18 protein-coding genes are annotated in these 21,853 nt (G+C 39.6%); 6 read left to right on the forward strand and 12 right to left on the reverse strand.

The window, feature by feature from the left end; all coding sequences use genetic code 11:
* Both R2B72_RS12955 and R2B72_RS12960 read left to right on the forward strand, forming a co-directional pair.
* A partial coding sequence (locus R2B72_RS12955) for a zinc ribbon domain-containing protein (RefSeq protein WP_318617101.1) occupies positions 1–106 on the forward strand: 106 nt, incomplete at its 5' end.
* 157 nt (positions 107–263) lie between these two features.
* The gene (locus R2B72_RS12960; RefSeq protein WP_318617102.1) at positions 264–635 is read left to right on the forward strand and encodes a VOC family protein; all 372 of its coding nucleotides are present in this window, start codon (positions 264–266) and stop codon (positions 633–635) included.
* A gap of 138 nt (positions 636–773) precedes the next feature.
* On the opposite strand, the gene R2B72_RS12965 is transcribed toward R2B72_RS12960, so the two are convergent.
* The 5 genes from R2B72_RS12965 to glgB form a co-directional block, all read right to left on the reverse strand.
* Positions 774–3,185 carry a glycogen/starch/alpha-glucan phosphorylase gene (locus R2B72_RS12965; protein ID WP_318617103.1) on the reverse strand — a complete coding sequence of 804 codons (2,412 nt, stop codon included), beginning with the start codon at positions 3,183–3,185 and terminating at the stop codon, positions 774–776.
* 32 nt (positions 3,186–3,217) lie between these two features.
* A complete protein-coding gene (glgA, locus tag R2B72_RS12970) occupies positions 3,218–4,642 on the reverse strand; it encodes a glycogen synthase GlgA (RefSeq protein WP_318617031.1) in 1,425 nt (474 codons plus the stop codon).
* Between the two features lie 36 nt (positions 4,643–4,678).
* On the reverse strand, positions 4,679–5,785 hold the full coding sequence (glgD, locus tag R2B72_RS12975) for a glucose-1-phosphate adenylyltransferase subunit GlgD (RefSeq protein ID WP_318617033.1): 1,107 nt from the start codon (positions 5,783–5,785) through the stop codon (positions 4,679–4,681).
* Between the two features lie 194 nt (positions 5,786–5,979).
* Positions 5,980–7,125, reverse strand: coding sequence for a glucose-1-phosphate adenylyltransferase (locus R2B72_RS12980; protein ID WP_318617034.1), 1,146 nt, complete (start codon positions 7,123–7,125; stop codon positions 5,980–5,982).
* A complete protein-coding gene (gene glgB / locus R2B72_RS12985) occupies positions 7,125–9,044 on the reverse strand; it encodes a 1,4-alpha-glucan branching protein GlgB (RefSeq protein ID WP_318617035.1) in 1,920 nt (639 codons plus the stop codon). The genes R2B72_RS12980 and glgB overlap by 1 nt, the downstream gene beginning before the upstream one ends.
* Before the next feature lie 518 nt (positions 9,045–9,562).
* On the opposite strand from glgB, the gene pulA reads away from it, so the two are divergent.
* On the forward strand, positions 9,563–11,686 hold the full coding sequence (gene pulA / locus R2B72_RS12990) for a type I pullulanase (RefSeq protein ID WP_318617036.1): 2,124 nt from the start codon (positions 9,563–9,565) through the stop codon (positions 11,684–11,686).
* Positions 11,687–11,812: 126 nt separating this feature from the next.
* Here pulA and R2B72_RS12995 read toward each other — a convergent pair whose 3' ends face one another.
* Both R2B72_RS12995 and R2B72_RS13000 read right to left on the reverse strand, forming a co-directional pair.
* A complete protein-coding gene (locus R2B72_RS12995; protein ID WP_318617037.1) occupies positions 11,813–12,247 on the reverse strand; it encodes a YugN family protein in 435 nt (144 codons plus the stop codon).
* Positions 12,248–12,461: 214 nt separating this feature from the next.
* Entirely contained in the window at positions 12,462–12,797 is a 336-nt protein-coding gene (locus R2B72_RS13000; RefSeq protein WP_318617038.1) for a DUF378 domain-containing protein, read from the reverse strand.
* A 235-nt stretch (positions 12,798–13,032) separates the two neighbouring features.
* Between R2B72_RS13000 and R2B72_RS13005 the strand changes: the two genes are divergently transcribed.
* Entirely contained in the window at positions 13,033–13,956 is a 924-nt protein-coding gene (locus R2B72_RS13005; protein WP_318617039.1) for a catalase family peroxidase, read from the forward strand.
* An 81-nt stretch (positions 13,957–14,037) separates the two neighbouring features.
* Here R2B72_RS13005 and R2B72_RS13010 read toward each other — a convergent pair whose 3' ends face one another.
* The 3 genes from R2B72_RS13010 to R2B72_RS13020 form a co-directional block, all read right to left on the reverse strand.
* A complete protein-coding gene (locus tag R2B72_RS13010) occupies positions 14,038–15,480 on the reverse strand; it encodes a VWA domain-containing protein (RefSeq protein WP_318617040.1) in 1,443 nt (480 codons plus the stop codon).
* Positions 15,481–15,495: 15 nt separating this feature from the next.
* Positions 15,496–16,680: an AAA family ATPase gene (locus R2B72_RS13015; RefSeq protein WP_318617041.1), complete on the reverse strand. Its 1,185-nt coding sequence runs from the start codon at positions 16,678–16,680 to the stop codon at positions 15,496–15,498.
* A gap of 519 nt (positions 16,681–17,199) precedes the next feature.
* Positions 17,200–17,817 carry a nitroreductase family protein gene (locus R2B72_RS13020; protein WP_318617042.1) on the reverse strand — a complete coding sequence of 206 codons (618 nt, stop codon included), beginning with the start codon at positions 17,815–17,817 and terminating at the stop codon, positions 17,200–17,202.
* A gap of 129 nt (positions 17,818–17,946) precedes the next feature.
* Here R2B72_RS13020 and R2B72_RS13025 point away from each other — a divergent pair, with 129 nt between their 5' ends.
* Both R2B72_RS13025 and R2B72_RS13030 read left to right on the forward strand, forming a co-directional pair.
* Positions 17,947–18,303 carry a helix-turn-helix domain-containing protein gene (locus R2B72_RS13025; protein WP_318617043.1) on the forward strand — a complete coding sequence of 119 codons (357 nt, stop codon included), beginning with the start codon at positions 17,947–17,949 and terminating at the stop codon, positions 18,301–18,303.
* A 324-nt stretch (positions 18,304–18,627) separates the two neighbouring features.
* Entirely contained in the window at positions 18,628–19,518 is an 891-nt protein-coding gene (locus tag R2B72_RS13030; RefSeq protein WP_318617044.1) for a TIGR01777 family oxidoreductase, read from the forward strand.
* Between the two features lie 165 nt (positions 19,519–19,683).
* On the opposite strand, the gene fni is transcribed toward R2B72_RS13030, so the two are convergent.
* Positions 19,684–20,715 carry a type 2 isopentenyl-diphosphate Delta-isomerase gene (fni, locus tag R2B72_RS13035; protein ID WP_318617045.1) on the reverse strand — a complete coding sequence of 344 codons (1,032 nt, stop codon included), beginning with the start codon at positions 20,713–20,715 and terminating at the stop codon, positions 19,684–19,686.
* Positions 20,716–20,760: 45 nt separating this feature from the next.
* Positions 20,761–21,573 (reverse strand): squalene/phytoene synthase family protein, encoded by an 813-nt coding sequence (locus R2B72_RS13040; protein ID WP_318617046.1) that lies wholly within the window; start codon positions 21,571–21,573, stop codon positions 20,761–20,763.
* Positions 21,574–21,853 lie beyond the last annotated feature (280 nt).

Below are 21,853 nucleotides of genomic sequence, written 5' to 3' on the forward strand. Positions count from 1 at the left end.
ACGGACATTTTCCTGCGATAATTGCGATACGGTTCTTGACCGGGATTTTAATGCCAGTTTAAATTTGAAATACGCAAAAGAATACACGATTATCACAGAACGATAACGTGTATATGTAGGGTGGGCTACATCCGAATTTACGCCTGTGGAGTGCTAAACCAACTGTAGTAGTGAGCAAGTAGCGAGGCAGGGTACGGAGAAGCAGGAAATTGTCTAGCGTAGAAGAACTTACACGTTTTTCTATGTTTTTAGTAGCAGGATATATGGAACTAGGAGCATTCTCTGTAAGTCTACCTGTAAAAGACATTTATAAATCAAAAGTATTTTACGAAGACCTCGGATTTCATGTCTTCGGAGGCGATATCAATCAAAATTGGCTTATTATGAAGAATGGAAGCTGCATAATTGGGTTATTCCAAGGAATGTTCGACAAGAACATTCTAACCTTTAATCCAGGTTGGAATGACAATGCTGACAATCTTGAATCGTTTACGGACATTAGAGATCTTCAAAAGCACCTGAAAGCAAAAGGTATTAAAATGTTGACTGAAGCAGATGAATCAAGCACAGGGCCAGCGAGTTTTACAATTGAAGATCCAGATGGTAATCCCATTCTTGTAGACCAACACGTGTAAAGCGCTAGATTCTAGAACAATTCAGAGTTCAATAAGAACCTAAAAAAAGCTGAGCTCATATGAGTCAGCTTTTTTCATTAGAATCAACTTAATTTCAAACTACCTTTACACCGCGATTAAGTTTGCTTTCCGTATTCTTCAAACCTGTTTTTTTAACTTCCATATCTCTGTCGCATAATCTTGAATTGTCCGGTCGCTGGAGAACTTTCCTGAGTGAGCGACATTCGTAACACTTTTATGGAGCCAGGATAATTTATCACGGTAAGTCTGCTCCACAAGCTCTTGGGTTTCAAGATAAGGCTCAAAATCTTTCAAGACAAAATATGGATCATTTTGGGATAGAATATTGTAATAAATATCCTTGAACTCAATTTCATGCGATCCAAATTCGCCGTGATTTAACTGATTTAAAATCCGGCTAACCCTGTCGTCCGTATTATAAATATTCGTAGCATTATAGCCACCATGTTGATAATAATTCAATACTTCATCCGCTGTTAAACCGAAAATGAAAATATTTTCATTGCCAACGGCTTCTTTAATTTCAACATTTGCACCATCTAGCGTACCAATTGTTAAAGCGCCGTTCATCATCATTTTCATGTTTCCAGTACCAGACGCTTCCTTACTCGCGGTTGATATTTGTTCACTAATATCGGCTGCCGGTATGATTTTTTCAGCGAGGCTGACATTATAGTTTTCTAAAAAAACAACTTTCAGCTTACCTTGAATTCCCGCGTCATGATTTACAATTGAGGCCACCTTATTAATAAGCTTGATAACTTCTTTCGCTAAATGGTAGCTCGGAGCAGCTTTTGCCCCGAAAATAAATGTACGGGGAATCATATCTAGATTTGGATTTGCTTTTAATTCATTGTATAAATAAATAATGTGGAAGATGTTAAGTAACTGACGTTTGTATTCATGAAGCCGTTTAATTTGTACATCAAAAATGGATTGATCATCTACTAAAATACCCGTACGGTCATGAATGAGGTTCGCTAATACTCGCTTATTTTCATGCTTCACTTGATGAAACTTTTCTAAAAAAGAAGCATCCTTCGAATACTTTAATAAGCTGATAAGCTGTTTGGGGCGTTGTATCCACTGCGGACCAATTGATTCTGTTATTAGTCCCGACAATTTGGGATTTGCTTGCAACAGCCAACGGCGATGGGTAATTCCGTTCGTCTTGTTATTAAAACGATCTGGGAAAAGTGCATAAAAGTTCTTCATTTCCTTTTTCTTTAAAATATCCGTGTGAATTTGGGCAACACCATTCACACTGAAGCTACCAACAATTGCGAGCCGCGCCATGTGGATTTGCTCATCAGCGATAATGGCTAACTTCGGAATTTTCTCTCTAAGCTCCTTATGATCAAACCAGAGTCCTTTACAAAACCTCTCGTTAATTTCATCAATAATCATATAAATACGCGGAAGTAAATGCTCCATCATCCCTTTTGGCCAGGTTTCAAGCGCTTCACTCAATGTCGTATGATTCGTGTAGGCAATTACTTTTGTCGTTACTTCCCAAGCGCTGTCCCAACCAAAGTGCTCTTCATCCATAAGAATTCTCATTAGTTCAGGGATCGCTAGGGATGGATGAGTATCATTCACTTGAATAACCACTTTTTCAGGTAAATACTTTAACGGTTTTTTATGATTCTTTTTAAAGTCCTTAATGATATTTTGTATACTGGAAGAAACAAGGAAATACTGTTGCTTTAATCGCAACTCTTTTCCTTCGTACTTCGAATCGTCAGGGTATAAATAGCCGGAGATTTGCTCAATCGAATGCTTATGATCAAGATTATGGTAATAATGCGTTTCTTCTTCGGAGGAGTCATCCCCATCTTGACCAACTGATTCTGCACTCCAAAGACGAAGTGTATTAATCACTTCATTTTTATAGCCAACAATAGGGATATCATAAGGGATTGCCATGACTTTATCTGTATTTTCATGCTTAAATTCAATATTCCCATCATTCCGCTGAAACATATGTACGTTTCCGTGATAATGAATGCAAATGGCTTCGTCCTCTTTTCGTGTTTCCCAAGCGTACTGATCCTTTAACCAATAATCCGGAAGCTCAACCTGGTTACCATGGATAATTCGCTGTTCGAATAAACCGTAACGATATCTTATTCCGAATCCATGTCCAGGGTATTTAAGTGAAGCTAATGAATCAAGAAAGCAAGCCGCTAATCGGCCTAAGCCACCATTCCCTAAACCAGCGTCATGCTCTTGGGCATAAATGTTATCAGGGTCGAACCCTAACTGCTTCAGCGCCTCATTCGACTGGTCAAGCATCCCACAATTAAGCAGGTTACTTTCAAGTAAACTGCCTACTAAAAACTCCATCGATAAATAATAAATTTGTTTAACACTTTTTTCGTTATATCTTTTTTGAGTCAATTGCCAATGCGGTAGTATCTCCTCATTGACAATTGAAGCAATCACATAATAAATATCTTTACCGGTCGCATCCACTACTTCTTTTCTGTTGTCTTCATGTAATTTGCTTATAATACGTTCTTTAAACATTTCCACGGTTAATTCTTGCAAGATTGTGCCCCCTATACGTTTATTGGCATTAATTGTTCATAAATATTCGCATATTCTCGAGCTGAATCCTGCCAGCTGAACTGACTTTTATTTACGTTTTTAGCTAATACAGACCACTGAAGAGAATCATGATAAATTCTTAATGAATAGCGTAAGGTGGCTAATAGATCATCAGCATTGTAATTTGTAAAACTAAATCCATTGCCTTCGCCAGTTATTTCGTTAAACGGTAGAACTGTATCTTTCAGGCCCCCTGTCTCTCGCACAATGGGTACCGTTTTGTATTGTAAGGCAATGAGTTGGGCTAATCCACAAGGTTCAAACTTGGATGGCATGACAAAGAAATCTGCACTTGCATATAATTGCCGCGCTAATCCTTCATCAAAAGCCAACAAAGTCACAAGTTTCTTTGGATGGCAATTAGCAGCTTCTGCAAAAAACGTTTCAAATTCCGCGTCGCCGGTTCCTAAGATAATGAATTGAACATCTTCGTGGAGAAAATCATCTAAAATATGTTGAACAAGATGCAAGCCTTTTTGTTCAACAAGCCGGGTAATAATAATATAGAGCGGCTTTCCAGCTGCGATTGGCAATCCTAGTTTCTTTTGGATCATCATTTTATTTTCTTTCTTTTTAGCCCTTGAAGAACGATAGTTAACTGCAATCGACGAATCCGTTTGAGGATTATATTCTTTAGTATCAATACCATTAAGAACACCGATTAAATCAGCGGATCGTTCCAAAAGAAATGGGTGAAGTTCTTCACCATAATAGGGATTTTTTATTTCTTCTCCGTAACTAGGACTAACGGTTGTGATTTTATCTGCATGAAACAAACCACTTTTCAAACAGTTCAACATCCCATTCCATTCAAAACCACTGATATGCTCCCGTGACAAATCAAAGAAATCCTCAAATATTTCGATTGGCATCAGCCCTTGATACTTAATATTGTGAATAGTCATAACTGTTTTCATATCGGTAATTGGCTGAAGTATTTTGGCAAGGGCAACAGCCATACCCGCTTGCCAATCATGTGCGTGGAGTACATCCGGTTTAAAATCTAGATGAGTTAATGCTTCAATAACAGCACGACTAAAAAACAAAAACCTTTCGCCGTCATCATAATATCCGTATACCCCTTTCCGGGTAAAATAATACGTATTTGAGACGAAGTAATAAATGATATTATTATATTTTAAAGTATAAATACTTGCTTCCGAATTTCGCCACCCTAGCGGTACATTGAAGCTCATGTGAAACTCCATTTGATTTCGCCATTCTAGCGGTATTTCATCATAAAGCGGAAGAATCACTCGCACTTCGATTCGTTCATTCTCTTTCAATGCTTGTGGAAGTGACCCGATTACATCTGCTAATCCACCGGTTTTAATAAAGGGTGTGCATTCCGAAGCTACAAATAATACATTTTTCATATGAAATCTTCCCTTTCTAACCCACGATTTCTTATTTTACATGATTTGTCTTTTTGCGATGACATATGGTTTATCCTTCGATCCGATTAATTTTTGATTTGCGGTCACTTGAACGTCTTTATCTAATATCACATTCTCTAAATAGACACCTGCTTCAATCTTACAATGCTGCATAATAATCGAGTTTTTTATCGTGGCACCTTCTTCTACAGTTACACCTCGAAACAACACACTACCCTCTACCTCGCCGGCAATAATACACCCATTTGCCAGTATCGATTTTTTGACACTCGCTTCATCACGATATTTCGTAGGTGGCTGATTCCCAACCTTTGTTCTAATAAATGGTAGCTTATAAAACAGTGCCTGATAATTTTGCTCGGATAATAGATTCATATTATGTCGATAATAACTCTCGATTGAATTGACAAACGCACCGTAACCATTGTTCTTATACGTCTGAACTTTTAACTTAGCAAGATTCTCTTTAATTCCATGGACGAAAAAATGATCTTGATGGTGTGCGATACATTGATCGACTAATGTCATTAATAAGTCTTTATTAATAATGTAAACACCTGTGAAAAGGTTATGATCTTCCTTATCATTCGTGATAGCAGTGACCCAGCCATCTTTATCTTCTTCAATACGAAAAGCAAAATCATGTTCAGTATTTAACGTCTCGACACGAGTAGAAATTAGCGTTACATCTGCTTTATTATCAAGATGACTTTTAAACGCATCTTGATAATTCGTATTTGTTATAAATTGACTTCCGCTAATTAGCACATAGGAAGATTTTCCACGATCAAAATAATCACGGTTATTATGGAAAAAACTCAAATCACCTTTAGAAATATCAGATGGGTCGTTCCAATCCGGTGGAAGAATAAACAAACCACCATTCCGCTCATCCATCTCCCAACTATCACCTGTTTGAAGATGATCCATTAGGGACCTATATTTATTGCGAGTAAAAATCGCTACTGACTCTACACTAGAATTCCCCATATTGGAAAGTGGAAAATCAATCAAGCGATAGCGACCTGCAAATGGAATTGCGGCACCACTACGAAAATAAGTTAATTCATGAAAATAGTGATGCTCATGTTCCAGATTAATAAGACCCATCATTGTGTTCATCTATCTTTTCCCCCTTAAATTGTCTAGTTGAATCAATTTCATAATAGAACAAGTAACCTTGAAATCCGGACGATGTTAATTGTTGCTTCAGGTGGACGATTTCCGCGAGCACGGCTTCATCCCTACTCTGTGCTCGTAACGCCGCGCTTTCGCTGAAGAGTCCAACAAAGTAATTTTACTTCTATGTGCTTGTCTTAATAACTTAACGCTAAAATCTCATCCAGTGTCCCTTGATTGATCACGCGAGGCTCTTCATCAAATCCAACGCTAATCTTTGTCCCTTCAGGAATCTTTGTATTTTCCATTACAATCACTCGTTCTAAAACTGAGTTTTTCCCCACCTCTACGCCTGGGTACAAGATTGATTGTTTAATCATACTGTCAGGGTGAATCACTACATTTTCAAATAAGACGGAACTGTCAACTGTTCCACATACCCAACATCCCGAATTGATCAATGAATGCTTCACGACAGCAGTTTCCCCGATATATTCTGGTGGGATATTCGTTTCATTGGTGTATATTCTCCAGTCTTCATTGTTTAACAAGAGACTCCAATCTTTATCTAGCAGGTCCATGTTGGCTTCCCAATAGCTTTCAATTGTACCGACATCCTTCCAATAACCTTGAAAACGATATGCATATAAGCGAAGACGATTACTAAGCATCGCTGGAATAATATCCTTCCCGAAATCATGACTGGAGTCACTATTTTCGGCATCCTCCAATAAATAGGACCTTAACGTTGCCCATGAAAAAATATACACACCCATAGACGCTAAATTATTTTTTGGATATTCCGGTTTTTCATCGAATTCGTAGATGCGCATGTTCTCAGTCGTATTCAAAATTCCGAACCGTGATGCTTCCTCCCAAGCCACTGGGATTGCAGAAATGGTAACATCAGCACCCGTTTTTTTATGATTTTCCAACATTGCTGCGTAATCCATTTGATAAATATGATCACCGGAAATAACAAGGACATATTCCGGGTCATGCCGGTCGATAAAATGAATGTTTTGATAGATTGCATCGGCCGTACCAGAATACCAATCTCCTCCGTTTTTCGCTGTATAAGGGGAGAGAATTGTCACACCAGTATTTTGCCGATTCAAGTTCCACGGTTTTCCATTCCCAATATGTTTATTTAATTCAAGTGGTGAATATTGAGTCATCACGCCCAATGTCTGAATCCCTGAATTTGTACAATTACTTAGCGTGAAGTCGATAATTCGATACTTTCCACCGAAGTGCACTGCTGGTTTCGCTAAGTTATTCGTTAATTCGCCTAATCGTTTCCCTTCTCCGCCAGCCAACAACATGCCTACACAATTTTTCATTAATTAGCCTCCTCGATAAAATCCGTTATTTTTTTACGTTTAAAAATGGTGATAGCTAAAGGTGGTACCTTTATTTTTATATGCTGTGAGTTTGCGTGCCATTTTTGCGGGATACTAAAGTGGTCAGCTTCGTTTAGCTGTCCTGATCCCCCGAATTGCACAGCATCTGAATTAAATACTTCTTGATAGGTTCCAGGAGTTGGCACGCCAATTTTATAGTCAAAACGGACTTCCGGTGTGAAATTGCAGACAATGATTAGTTCATCTCCTGGGCTTGTACTACGTCTGCGAAAAGCAATCACACTCTGATCGATATTATGAGGATCAATCCACTCAAACCCTTTGGAGTCGTGATCCAATTCATAAAGTTCCGGATATTCTAAATAGAAATGATTGAGCGCTTTTACATAGTTAAAAATTGCTTTATGAAGTGGATAATCTAACAGATGCCAATCCAATTGTTCTTGATCCTTCCACTCGGCATACTGTGCTAGCTCACCTCCCATAAATAATAATTTTTTACCAGGGTGTGCCATCATATAGCCATATAGCAATCTAAGATTTGCAAACTGCTGCCACTGGTCACCAGGCATTTTATCAAGCAATGATTTTTTACCATGAACGACTTCATCGTGTGACAGTGGGAGTAGAAAATTTTCCGAATGGGTATACATAAATGAAAAAGTAAGTAAATTGTGATGCCATTTACGGTAAACTGGATCAGCTTCCATGTATGTAAGCGTATCGTTCATCCAGCCCATATTCCATTTAAAATTAAAACCAAGCCCTCCTGCATATGTAGGCGCCGTAACAAGTGGTAAATCTGAACTATCTTCAGCCATCATCATTGCACCAGGCTCATATAAAAAAATAACTTCATTTAATTTTCGAATAAAGGCATATGCTTCAAGATTTTCATCTCCACCGTATGAATTGTAGATTTTATCCTTGTCATCTGATTTATCGAAGTTAAGATAGAGCATACTAGCTACTGCATCTACACGAATGCCATCGATATGGTATTCTTCCAGCCAAAAAAGTGCATTAGAGATTAAAAAACTTTGCACTTCAGGTCGCCCAAAGTCGAAGCTTAACGTCCCCCACAATTTCTTTTCGGCTTTACGGGGATCGGCATATTCATATAATGGCTCCCCATCAAATTGACGAAGTGCAAATGCATCCTTACAAAAGTGGCCAGGAACCCAGTCCATAATGACGCCGATGTTCTGCTGATGGCACTGATCAACAAAATATTTAAAGTCATCCCGAGAACCATAACGCGACGTAACAGAAAAATAACCCGTTATTTGATAGCCCCATGACAGGTCAAATGGATGCTCTGCAAGTGGAAGTAATTCAATATGTGTATATCCGAGCGATTTTACATAAGGAATCAATTGATCAGCAAGTTCGCGATATGAATAAAATTCTCCGTCTTCGTTTTTTTTCCAGGAGCCTACATGAACTTCATAAATTGATACGGGTGAGGTATACACATCAAACGTTTTCTTTTCTTCTTGCCAATCACAATCACTCCACTCAAATTCGGAGAGAATTGGGGTTAAAGATGCCGTTTCAGGGCGAAGCTCAGATTGAAGAGCATATGGATCTGCTTTCAGTAGTACCTGACCGTTTTCCGATACAATTTCATACTTATAAGGGATGTTTTCAGGAATATCAGTATAAAAACCAATCCATAAGCCTTCATTCGTGATTCTCTTTAAGGGGTGTAAATCGCCTATCCATTGATTAAAATCACCGACTACGTAGATTTCTTTGGCATTAGGTGCCCACACTACAAATCGGTAACCTTGAGTACCCTCCCATTCAATCGGATGACAACCTAACAATTGGTGGCTATGATAATTCGTACCTTGGTGAAATAAAAAAATATCCTGTTGTGAAATATGATAATACACGTGCTGACTCCTTTCTTGAGCCAATTAAGATTATATTCATGAAGGTAAATGAATATGACTATTTTTTTGACGTGGGCCATTTTTCATTTACTACTTGTAATAGCTGGATAAATGAAGGACACGACTTTTATAATCTCTAGCAGCTACAATCGGAACGCAAAAACCTTATGGATAAGGGTTGCACCAAATTCTATATTAGCAGATTATTGTGCAAATAAATTTTAAATCGTTCTACAAATTTCTATTATTTACAATTTTAATGTCGATTAATGCCGAATGAGTGACTAAACTCTGTCTCCATATTTTTAAATCAATCATATTGTTTAAACTTTATTTAGAATGATAATAACTCTATTCAAGAAAAATTTATTACTTTACAGTTAAATTTTAGGTAAGTTTCTTATAATGGAGGTAGAACATATACTAAGGGTAAGCAAGTGTGTTGAAATCGTGGAGGTAGAGACATCGGCGCTCGCACATCCTGTATAGGAGATTTAAATAAGAAAGGGGTTGCTTTTATGGAGACTCATGTAGCTTGGATCGATGATGTTCACGTGTTAACCGTCATCGTGAACGATAGCTCACTATTGCTGCACACGGAAGAACCACCCGTCATTTATTGGGCAGCAAAAGAGAAGTATTTTTTGACAAAAGTTAAAAAATTAAACGCCGATTCCACCGCGACAATTATTCTCTTGGAAGAACTGCCAATCGGAGAAAATCTTGTACTCCTATGGGGCACAGTTAAGGTCCCGGTATATCCTAGAGCAATCGTTCGAACAGATTGGTTTGATCAGCACTATGCCAATTTGAATACTACATTAGGGGTTGACTACGCTGACTCGGCAACAACATTCTCCATTTGGGCCCCGACGGCTACTTCTGTCAAGTTACAGTTAGATAATCGTGATTTTGTATTAAACCGACAAAATAAAGGACTATGGAAAATAAAGATTCATGGTGACTGGCATGGTTTTACGTATGATTATAAGATTATCGTCAATGGACAAACGACATGTTTGAATGACCCCTATGCGAAAGCTATGCTTGCTAATAGTGAAAAAAGCGTGATTATTGATCCTGCTAAAACAGCTCTACCCAACTTTAGCAAGCGGAACAGGCCAAAACTTCAAAATTTACAAGATGCAATTATCTATGAGTTACATGTAAGAGACGCAACGAACCAAGAAGAAAGTGGAGTTGTTCATCGAGGTAAATTTTTAGGTTTGACAGAAACAGCTACAACAACTAAAAATGGTTTTTCAACAGCACTCACTTATATAAAAGAATTAGGTTGCACGCATGTTCAACTGTTACCCATTAATGATTTTGCTCGTGTAGATGAGACCAATCCGAATGCTAATTATAATTGGGGGTACGACCCCTTATACTTTCAAGTACCAGAAGGTAGTTATTCCGTGTCACCTAATGACCCCGTAGCAAGAATCCATGAATGTAAAAAGATGATTCAAGCATTTCATCAGCAAGATATCGCGGTCATCCTTGATGTCGTTTATAATCATGTTTTTATCATGGAAGAATCACCATTCGAAAAACTTGTTCCCGGTTATTACTTCAGGTATCACAGTAATGGCAGTCTTAGCAATGGAACTGGGGTAGGGAATGATTTTGCAACAGAACGTACAATGGCACGAAAGTTCATTTTAGATACGATTGATTGTTGGCTTAATGACTATCATGTAGATGGATTCCGCTTTGATTTAATGGGGGCTATTGATATCGAGACTATGAACAAAATACATGACCGTTGTAAAGAAGAAACAGTGCCGATTATGCTGTTAGGTGAAGGTTGGGATCTTTCAACAGCATTAGCTTCCGAAAAGAAAGCTACCTCGATGCACTCCAATCAATTAACAGGTATTAAATTTTTCAATGACTACTTCCGTGACTCACTCAAAGGACAGTTATTTTACAAACACGATACTGGTTATGTAAATGGTCAAGGTCGTTTCATCGAAAGGCTACCCCACCTCATATCTGGAACCACTTTAGAAGAATTTGGTACACCATTTGTGTCCGAAGTGAACCAAACGATTAACTACGTGGAATGTCACGATAACCATACACTGTGGGATCGGCTTCTACTTAGCAATGATCAAGACAGCGAATTGACGCGTAAGAAAATGCACCAACTTGCTTCAGGAATCACGTTATTAAGCCAAGGGATTCCATTTATCCATGCCGGTCAGGAATGGTTTAGAACTAAACAAGGCGATGACAATAGCTATATTTCCGGTGATCAGATTAATCAATTGGATTGGCGAAAAAGAGAAGTAGAAAATGACAATGTTGAATTTATTAAAACGCTGATTGCACTACGAAAAAAATATGATGTATTTCGCCTGACTTCTAAACAAGATATTAGAAGAAGATTATTTATATTAGAGACACCTACACCCGTTTTTGGCTTCACGTTATTAGGTGATAACGAAGACTTTGCAATCTATGTAAATCCAACAAAAACATCCTATCCGTTACGCTTACCTTCATCGGCTAGATGGCGAATTATGGCGAACAATAATTTTAGTAACAACACAGCGCAACAGGAAGTAAAAGGTGAATTTATTTCTATCGATCCTTATGAGCTAGTCGTCTTAAAGAAATCACGAGAGATCAAATAAGCAAAGGGCACCCAAATGCTTGGCTTTTGGGTACCCTTTTTGTGCGTTTTTTTAGCTGAAGAGTACATGTGCGAGAAACGATTCACAGTTCAATGTTGCTCAGGCAGCCTACAGCAAGGCTTCCCTTTAACTGGATTTCAGGAGCTTCTGTGCATATAAACAATTCAAAAGTCCTTTCACTGCAACTTCGCCTGCATGGATCCATCTGTTTTTATCGATGATTTTCCCGTCTGTATCAATCGGTTGCTGGAATTGACTAAATCCAGTAGCATCTAATAATGAATTTTCATCACTATCTAGACCGACATGCACGACATGCTTAATCACGTAAGGTGTTCCAAACCGTATGATAGCATCATGTTTATCAAGTTCTCCCTCCGTGACGAAAAAAGGAATTCGGATATAAATCGTTTCACCACCTTCGCGGCATAAAACATGGTCAAAGCATCCTTTATGAAAATCCCAATTCCCCCCCAAGTGATAGCCGAGCCCTTCAATACAATTGCTAACAACACCAAAAATGGCCTTTTGTCCTTCAATCTCAGATTGTAATTTCAACATAACTTTCCCTCCTTTTTATTTATTCCTTAGATAGTATTCACAAAAGAAGGAGGAGAAATACTACCATGATTGGTTTGTATTTGTATAACCCTTTAGTGCCGTTAGTAACAAAAACACACAAAACATGATAGGGCAAAATAGTAGGAGCAAAGCCATATGTTAGGGGTATAGAACATAAAACAGCCACCTGAGGTGGCTGTTTTCAAGTTGCAATTCAATCTCTATCCTTCGTCCCATGGTTCTTCTTTTTTTTCGCGTTCTCCCGTTCCTTCCTGAAATCCGGTTCTTCACCGAACTCCGTCCCATAATTTGGATTGGAAAATCGAGAATGGCGGTCAGTTACCGTGTCCATCTCTTCGTTCGGCTTGAATAATAAACCAATACATACCAATCCACTTATTCCAACAAGACCATAGACTACCCTAGACAGAAATACACCTTGACCACCAAATAGCGAGGCAACTAAATCAAACCGAAAAAAACCGATCAAGCCCCAGTTCAGTGCGCCAATGATTACTAAAGCCAGTGCGATCCGTGAAAGCACACTCATGCATTAACTCCTCCTTCAATTGGAAAATAATCGAATCTGTAATTACCGGAGGCAGATTTGTAACGACTTCACAACCAACACCTTACGATAATTGCATTCATTCGTTCTTATCATTTGCCAAAAGAGTTTTTTAATACATTTTTTATTAAAGTGACACTGACAGCCAAACCTTCTTCTGCTTAAACAACCCTGAAATGGGTATTCTAAACCTAACATGAATAGGAGTGATTTACCCATGAGCAATGTTCCAAATCGCTGTCCCCTTACAGCTGTTGAGGCAATTGATACAATTGAAAAATTAGCAGGGTTGTTTCCTGCCTACCGTAGAGCACATGCAAAAGGAATTGGGTTTGATGCAAAATTCTCTCCAAATGGCTGTGCTGCCCCTTACACAACTGCTTCACACCTATTACATCAAGACACTTCTGCAATCGTCCGTTTTTCACATAGCACATCAAATCCGAACCCTACAGAACAGTTAGTTTCAGTAAAAGGAATGGCAGTTCAATTTCAACTACCCGAAGGCAAGGTTACCAATCTCACAATGGTCACCATACCGGTATTTATTACGAAAACACCTGAGGAATTTATACAATTACTGCAATTATTCACCAGTGATAAACGATTATTCTCCCAGAAACTTTCCACTCTCAAGAATAATCCTAATTTCCATGCAGCATTTACAATCTTAAAAAACATCATACCACCAAAAAGCTTTGGAACAGGACACTACTATAGCATTCATGCTTATTATTTGATTAATGATCAGAAACAACAACAAGCTGTTAAATTCGAGTGGGAGCCTATCGTTGAAAGTAAGAACCAAACCGAAAACACATCATTATTTACTAATAGAAATGCGTTGGAGGATGATCTATTGAACCGTCTGAAGGATGGGCCTGTACGTTTCAAGCTACTTATTCAACTGGCACAACCAGGGGATTCCATAGATGATTCTACACAAAAGTGGCCAGACACTCGAGAAAAGATTTGTATTGGCACACTTTCCATACTAGGAAGACGAGCAGATAATGCTGAATCACAAGTATTCGACCCAACTATCGTCCCTGATGGCATTTTATGTTCGGATGACCCTGTCCTTCACTTTCGCGCGAAGGCCTATGCCGAATCAGCAAAAAGAAGGCAGAATTCTCTATAAATAAAACATAATATCTAAGCAATTTAAAAGCCGAATCCATATTAGGAACCGGCTACTTGACTTATTTCTGTCATTAGGTCGTTATATTTCAAATGCGCTAAAGCTTCCATTGTCATCAAAATCTTTAACATGTACAACTCTATCGGAAAACTGTTCAACCGTATTTGTACTGCAACCGATTACGAGAGAAAGTACATTGAAGGATTTCTCTTGCCTCTTCTTATTGAAAGCCTTAAGAAATGAATCCATTACTTGGTCCTCGCCATCTGTCACAAAAATGACATCAGCTTGTTTAAAACGACTTTCATTTATAATGTTCATTGCTTCGTCAAGTGGAAGGGCAAAGTTCGTCCCACCACCTAAAAAGGTTCGAGCCAAACGAACCATATCAGAAGCTTTCATTTTCCCATTTTTATATTGATAGATTTGTGTTCTAGTCGAGAATACGATTAAGCAAAAATCCCTTCGTTGCTTTCTTGCAATTGACATAAGGGCTAATGTAAAACCTTTGGATTGGGTATCCAGTTTGCTCATACTGCCTGACTGATCTAGACAAAATACGATTGGACCTTTCTCTAATACCTCGGGTCCTTTCTGTTTAAATTGCATAGTCTGGCCTTCCACAAAGCGACGAAGGAAATCGTTTTTCGTTATGGGGTGCATGTATAAGGCCAATTCCATCGGTAGTAGCCTCTCCATATCATTCCCTAACGTAACTCCCTTTCTTTCCATAGATTCACTATGTTTGGATTTCTGCTTTTTACGGGCTATCTGTTTGAACCGACCCGCCCAATCTGCTATTTCCTTCATCTTTTTATCAGTAGATATTTTTTCAGCTATTGCTAGTTGGTCACGTAAAGGAACTTTTTTCAAATCTGCATCACCCCGCCCTGCAGTTGAGCCACCAAGTAACGATCTTAGACCCTCTTTCACCTGTTTTGTTTCTTGCATAGCTTGAGCCATTGCTTGTGAAAAGCTTTGGCTATTTTTTCGAAGTGCCTGTTGCAATTTCTCATTCAATTTGGCCATCGCTTGTGTAAGCGTTTCTTCTAGCCTCTGATTGCCTTTTCCAGCCCCCTCTTGCCATTCCTGCTGTTGAAGATCCTCTAACATTGCATGGATTTCCAGCATTAGTTTGTGAAGGTCCTCATCTTGCGCTTTTTGGTCAGCTAACCATTTGTTCGTACTCTCTCCGAATTTCATTGTGCCAATAGCTGACGACACATCATCCAAACGTGTGAAGCTTCGATAGTTTTCAAAGGATTCATCCGCCATAATTCTTTCCATTATTAATTTATTAATAATAAGATCGCTGTCTACGCCGACTGCCTTAATTTCAGGTTTCATCTTAAATAAGGATGCCCAAATATCAGCCAGCAAGGGTTCAAATGCTGGTAATACACCTTCGGCTCTTATCTTCTGAAGCCCCTTTGACATCTCAAAAATTTCTTTGAAACGTCTTTTATCAAACGCATCCGTATTTAATACAGAGCGATTATCATTGTGAAATTTACTTCTCTTCACGAAGCACACCCTCTTTCACATTTTAAAAAAGATGCCGTAAGACTCACTCTCAATGGTCTTCTTTCCATGTGGAGCATCAAAATCCATCGGCTCTAAAATACTGTCAAGAATTTCTTGATGCATGGAATTCACTTTATGAAGTAAGGCGTCAATATCTGTTTCTCGACTTTGGTTGTGTATTTTAAGCTGATTCAAATCAGCCACTAAAGCTTTCAGTTTTTGAGAAGCTTCCATTGCAGCATCTGTCGAGTTATCCTGCAGAATGGAATGGAACACTTCCTTTGCTTCAATTTGCATGGAATCGAGAGCCCTAGTCACAACATCTTGTGCATGGCTACGAATAATGAAAGCCGCTGCATCTTTTTGGTCCACGGTTTCCCAAAGAGCATTTTCAAGGAAGACAATATCATCTACCTTTACGACTTGCCTTTGATTTATCAACGCTTTTGCCCGCAGGACGTTTAATGACTGCTTGAACCGTCGATCTGACGGGCGAATTCCTTCATCCCGCAACTCTTTACGTATCTTCGATAAGGTCTCGTATACTTCATCAGGAATGGCTACCATGTCCGTGAAAAACTGAAGTTGCACCAATTCATCCATCGTCATAGATGGCATCTGCTCATATTGCCCAGCATCTTTCATCATCGAAACAAAATTCGTTTCATCTGCAATATAGTCCATTTCAAATCGCAAAAGGAAACGGTCAAATAGTGCTTCAAGCCCTTCCCCTTCCTCGGGATATTCATTAGATGCACCTATAACAGATATTAAGGGGACTCGCACTGGTGACCCGTTATTATAAAATAGCCTTTCATTAATGAGGGTGAGTAAACTGTTTAATATGGCGCTGTTCGCTTTAAAGATTTCATCAAGAAATACCAAATTTGCCTCTGGCATTTTTGAAGCCGTATTGCGCTTGTACACACCTTGTTCAAGGTCTTTCAGTGATAATGGACCGAATATCTCTTCAGGTGTACTAAACCTTGTCAGCAGCCATTGAAAGTATTGTGTGCCTTCTACAATATTCGCCATTTCTACTGATATTGCGGATTTCGCAGTACCAGCCGGACCAATCATAAGCAAGTGTTGTCGTGATAAAATCGCGATCAAGATTGCTTCCACCACATTTTCGCGCTCAAAGAACTTGGCATTCAGCGCATTTTTAATGTCCTCTAGTTTCGAAAAATTGTTCGTCATTTATACTCCATCCCTTCATCTGTCAGTTTAATACGCAAGGATGACCGCATTCCGATTGTCGACTGAAATCTTAAACCCTTCCCTGTATTGAAAGGATCATGTGAATTTAATCAGCTTTCCCAATCCAGCTATGTCTAAATCTGAAACAAAATATATTTCAAATTAAAACATGGATAGAAAAGTACAGGGAACTGAAGAACTTTATCGGCCACAACCTTTCTACCAACAAAATCCAGGCAGCGGTGAGTAGTCCGCCTTTCCTTACTAAAAATGAACATGTGACCAAATCGAATTTGACTGCGTTTTAAGTGGTTGTGGGCATGATAGGACATATCATGATCTATACGCCTTTCATTATTTAGGAGGTAAAAGGGATTTTGATTTGTGGAATAGAGAGGAGATTCGTTTCAATACAGTGTGAGCAGCCGAAGATACAATTTCTGCTGCTTTGTGCTTTTTCATGAAAGTGCCAGGTTCTATTGCAATGCAATCGCCGGAGCCTGGCACTCATAAGTAGTGTTAAATGAACGTTACTTTATCCTCAATCGCGATGCGTGTTGTCTGATGAGCTGGAGCGTTTTCTTTGCCTATTGTAATTAGAACAATCGGGAAAAAGCGGTCAGATAATTTGAAGCGCTCTGCGAACTTGACTTTGTCGAACCCACCCATTGGTCCAGTAGCATAACCCCGTTCCTTAGCGATTAGCATAAATTGCATCGCGGCCAGCCCAGAATCGAAAGTTGCTAAGTTCTTTCGTGCCTCCTCAGGTGCATAAGGATAGGCTTTTTTAGCATTGCCGACGATTACTTCTTTACTAGCGTCATCTATATACCCTGCCTCAGACATGCTGTCATATACCAGCTCGATATTTTCATGAAATTCTTTGTCTCCTAATACCGCAATGACAGCTGAAGCCGTTTCAATCTGCTCCTGATTGTACGCAATCGCACGTAAATCTTTTCTCTCTTCGGCATCTAAGAAAACGATAAATTCCCAAGGCTGCAAATTGCTTGTAGAAGGCGCTTGTGTGGCTGCCTCCAACATTTCTAGTATCTCTTCTTTGTTAATTTTATAGTTTGGATCGTATTTCCTTACCGAACGCCGTTCTCGAATTACTGTAGAAATCGTATTAGTCATTTAAATTCCCCCTATTATTTGAACTAATTTTTAGTAAGTACATTTCCAGCATACTTTTAGTAAGTGCAAAATGTCAAGTGTTTTGTGATATGGTATGATGAAGAAAAGTGAGAAAAGAGGTTTTGCCGAATGAACAAGAATGCAAAAGAACATGCGCCAAGCAGTGAATCTTCGTGCAATGCTTACCGGCTCGCAATTGAATTTATAGGGAAACGATGGACGGGGATCATTATTTATCAGTTATTCGAGGGGCCAAAACGCTACCACGAATTGCTGAATGCTATTGACGGAATTTCGGACAGGCTGTTATCAGAGAGGTTGAAGGATTTGGAACAAGAAGGTCTACTGAGGAAGCATGTCATTGCAGATGCACCAAAAAAAGTAGAATACGAACTGACTCCCCCCGGCTATGAATTTATAGAAGTATTCAAAGCGATTATGGATTGGGCGGAGAAAAAAGAAGCGTACTTGAATGAGCTAATGTGATGTTTCTGTTGACGTTATAAAAATGAGAACAAAAGTACAGGTTTTAGGCCTGCTTGGTATATGAAAATAACAGCGTGAAAAAAGAGCAATCCATAAGTCGAAAAACTTCTGGATAGTTCTTTTCATTATTTCTGCTCTAACAGTCTTTTCATTCTATAAATCCTTCCATTTAGAAATCTATAGCTAGAAATTATAATCTTTGTCTTTGTTACCTTGTAGAAGATGAAAGTAACAAGGCACGACACAAAATGCTAGTATCCTTTGCATCTTAAGCAGGCTAACTGTCGTCCTATTTGTAAGAACTTATAGAAGCGAGTGAATGATATGAAAAAGAAGATCGTCATTGCGGGTGGAACAGGCTTTATCGGTCACTATTTTGAGGAGAAATTTACGAACTTAGGATACGAAGTCATTATTATCTCAAGGCAGTCACAACATCTTTCTTGGACAGATAAGACAGGAATTGTTCAGGCTTTGGAAAACGCAGAATTGCTCATCAATCTTGCGGGTAAGTCCGTCAACTGTCGCTACAACGAGAAGAATAAGCAAGAAATCCTACATTCCAGAACAGAGACGACTCACATCTTAGGGCGTGCACTGCTTGCCTGTAAAAACCCACCCTCTTTATGGATTAATTCAAGTACCGCTACGATTTATCGACATGCGCAAGATCGTCCTATGACAGAAGCAACTGGTGAGATTGGAACTGGTTTCTCCGTTGATGTAGCTAAAGCATGGGAGAAATCTCTATTTACGTTCGACCTTCCTCAGACAAGGACAGTCGCTTTACGAATAGCTATCGTACTCGGTAAGGATGGCGGAGTGATGGAGCCCTACCGTAATCTCGTACGCTTCGGACTTGGCGGAGTCCAAGGTTCCGGTAACCAAATGTTCAGCTGGGTTCATATAGAAGATGTATTCCGAATTATTCTGTTCCTTCAGGACAATAAACAGTTGAATGGCGTATTCAATTGTTCAGCCCCCCACCCCATTACGAATCGGGAATTCATGACACAACTGCGCCAATCGATGGACCGAAAGATGGGCTTGCCGTCACCGAAATGGATGCTAGAAATGGGTGCGGTCTTTATGCGAACCGAAACAGAATTGATTTTAAAAAGCCGTTGGGTTGTTCCGGAGAGGCTGGAAAAGGAAGGGTTTCAGTTTGGGTTTCCCACAATTGAGACAGCGCTTCAGGACATACAAAAAAGTTAGCATTGGCATGAATTATTGTTGTCTTCTCATCACTACCACGACAAAAAAATAACCAAGTTAATGACCACTTGATTGTAGGGTCATCAGCTTGGTTTGTAGTTAGAACTTGTTCTGCCGTATCATGTGAGGCAGGTGCATCAATACACGTTTCAAAAAAGTCTGTAATCATCGTTCCTTCAAGCGCGAAGTATCCTTCAATTCCTGTATCGTCTGCGCCCCGATTCCGAACATCGACATCCGAAGTTCCATTTCCCGAATTTGCATCACTTCAAGGACATCTTCTGGGCTTTGGGTCGCTTCTTTCAGAATGGATCGCCCGAATCCGACTAGGTCGGCACCCAATGCAATGGTCTTAGCACCATCCAGCCCCGTCCGCATCCCACCACTGGCAATCAGCGGACGGAGGGACCCAATCTTTTCGCGAACCAACCTGATGGATTCCGCCGTCGGTATTCCCCATTCGCTAAATGCTTCAGCGGCAATACGTCGGATTGGGTCTTGGGCACGGAACTTTTCCACCTGGCTCCAGGAAGTGCCTCCCGCTCCGGCGACATCTATAAACGCAACACCAGCCTCAATTAACTGTTGGGCAATCTGACCATCGATACCCCATCCAACTTCCTTGACGCCAACCGGAACCTCCAGCGTACTACACAGTTGTTCAATCTTCTGTAATAACCCTTTAAAATTCGTATCTCCCTTTTCCTGAATCACTTCCTGGATACTGTTCAAATGAAGGACAAGCATATCTGCCTCGGTTATCCCGATAATCTTCCTGCATTCCTCGACACCGTATCCGTAATTGAGCTGAACAGCGCCCAAATTTGCAATGATTGGGACACTCGGTGCGTACTTTCTCATCAAAAAAGAGGAGGCATGTCCGCCGCTGTCGAGCAGCGCACGGGTAGATCCGAGTCCAAGCGCCCAACCCCTTTCCTCTGCTGCTATTGCCAGATTCCTGTTAATTGTCTCAGCAAAGGCTGTCCCACCTGTCATGGAACTGATAAGGAACGGCGTTTTGCATTCAAAACCAAGGAATGTGGTTTCAATAGTGATTTCATCAAAGGCAATTTCGGGGAGCGCATTATGGATGAACGCAAACGACTCCAATCCTGTGGAAATCGACTCCCCCGTAACTTTTTCGTTTAGCGTAATTTGAATATGATCTGATTTTCTTTGCTCGATTGAATTAGTCAACTCCAGCACCTGCCTTTACTATCTTAGAGTCCTCTACACCTGAAATTAATGGAGTCGAACTTCTGCCACTGTTTGTTCTACTTCTGCACGTGTCATTTTTTCGCGCCCCTCTTTCATCGCTTTTAACGATTTGTGAGCCAGGGCAAGCGGCAAACGGCAGAATAATAAAATGGTTTTCTTATTGAGTGACTTCATATATTCATCTGCTTTTGCCAGGTTTTCATCTGCATATTCGAATAGCTCTTCACGATTCCAACCATCAGGCAGAAAACTTATACCACGTTCTTCCAAATCTTCCTTCTCATTGCGCAAAATGTTTACTGCCTGAAGCCCTCTCCCATAACCGATGGCAAGTTCCCGATCAGTTTTTTCTTCGCCATGATACTCCCACAGGTCCGAAAGCATGACGCCAACAAGTCCGGCAACGTAATACGTATAGTCATCCAAATCTTCACGTGTGCGGATTTCCCAGCTTGCTTTTGCCCATTTTGCCATACCAAATGCCATTTCACGAACAGCGCTCGTCACGATCGGTAGGGCATTTTTCGGACAAACTTGCAGCCAATCTCCTAAACGAAGTGTAACCTCAGGCAGTTGATCTTTTGTTCGTCCAAGAATTCTTAAATACGCTTCGTTATCAAATGGTTGTTTAAATAATTCGCTTATTTGCATTAAAATCGTGTATTTTACATCATTGTCCAATTGTTCATGATCTTCAATTTCATCAATTGCCCGAAATATTAAATAAGCAGATGCAACCGCATCCTTTAACTCCTTTTGCAAAAAAGTAATCGGAATATAAAATGTACGACTCGTCTCTTTTAGCACACGCATTGCATCTTTTGGAAATATACTCATTGTAATTTCGACCTCCCAGTATAAAACTAGCTATACCCCTCATCTTAACTTAATTTTCAAAACAATTCACTAAAAAACAAAAAAGGGTTCCAAAACAATTCTAAATTGAGTTGGAGCCTTTTCGCATCACTAAGAAAGGTACCACACAATGATGACAATTCAACTATCAGAATAAATATACACTCTGTATATGATCTTTCTCATACCACGCTTATTTTTATCCGATTGTGTTGTATTTTCTGAAAAGCTTCGTGCACAGGTAGCATTTTTTCGTTATGCC

This window comes from Sporosarcina sp. YIM B06819, from assembly GCF_033485175.1.
In the GTDB taxonomy this organism is placed as follows: domain Bacteria; phylum Bacillota; class Bacilli; order Bacillales_A; family Planococcaceae; genus Sporosarcina.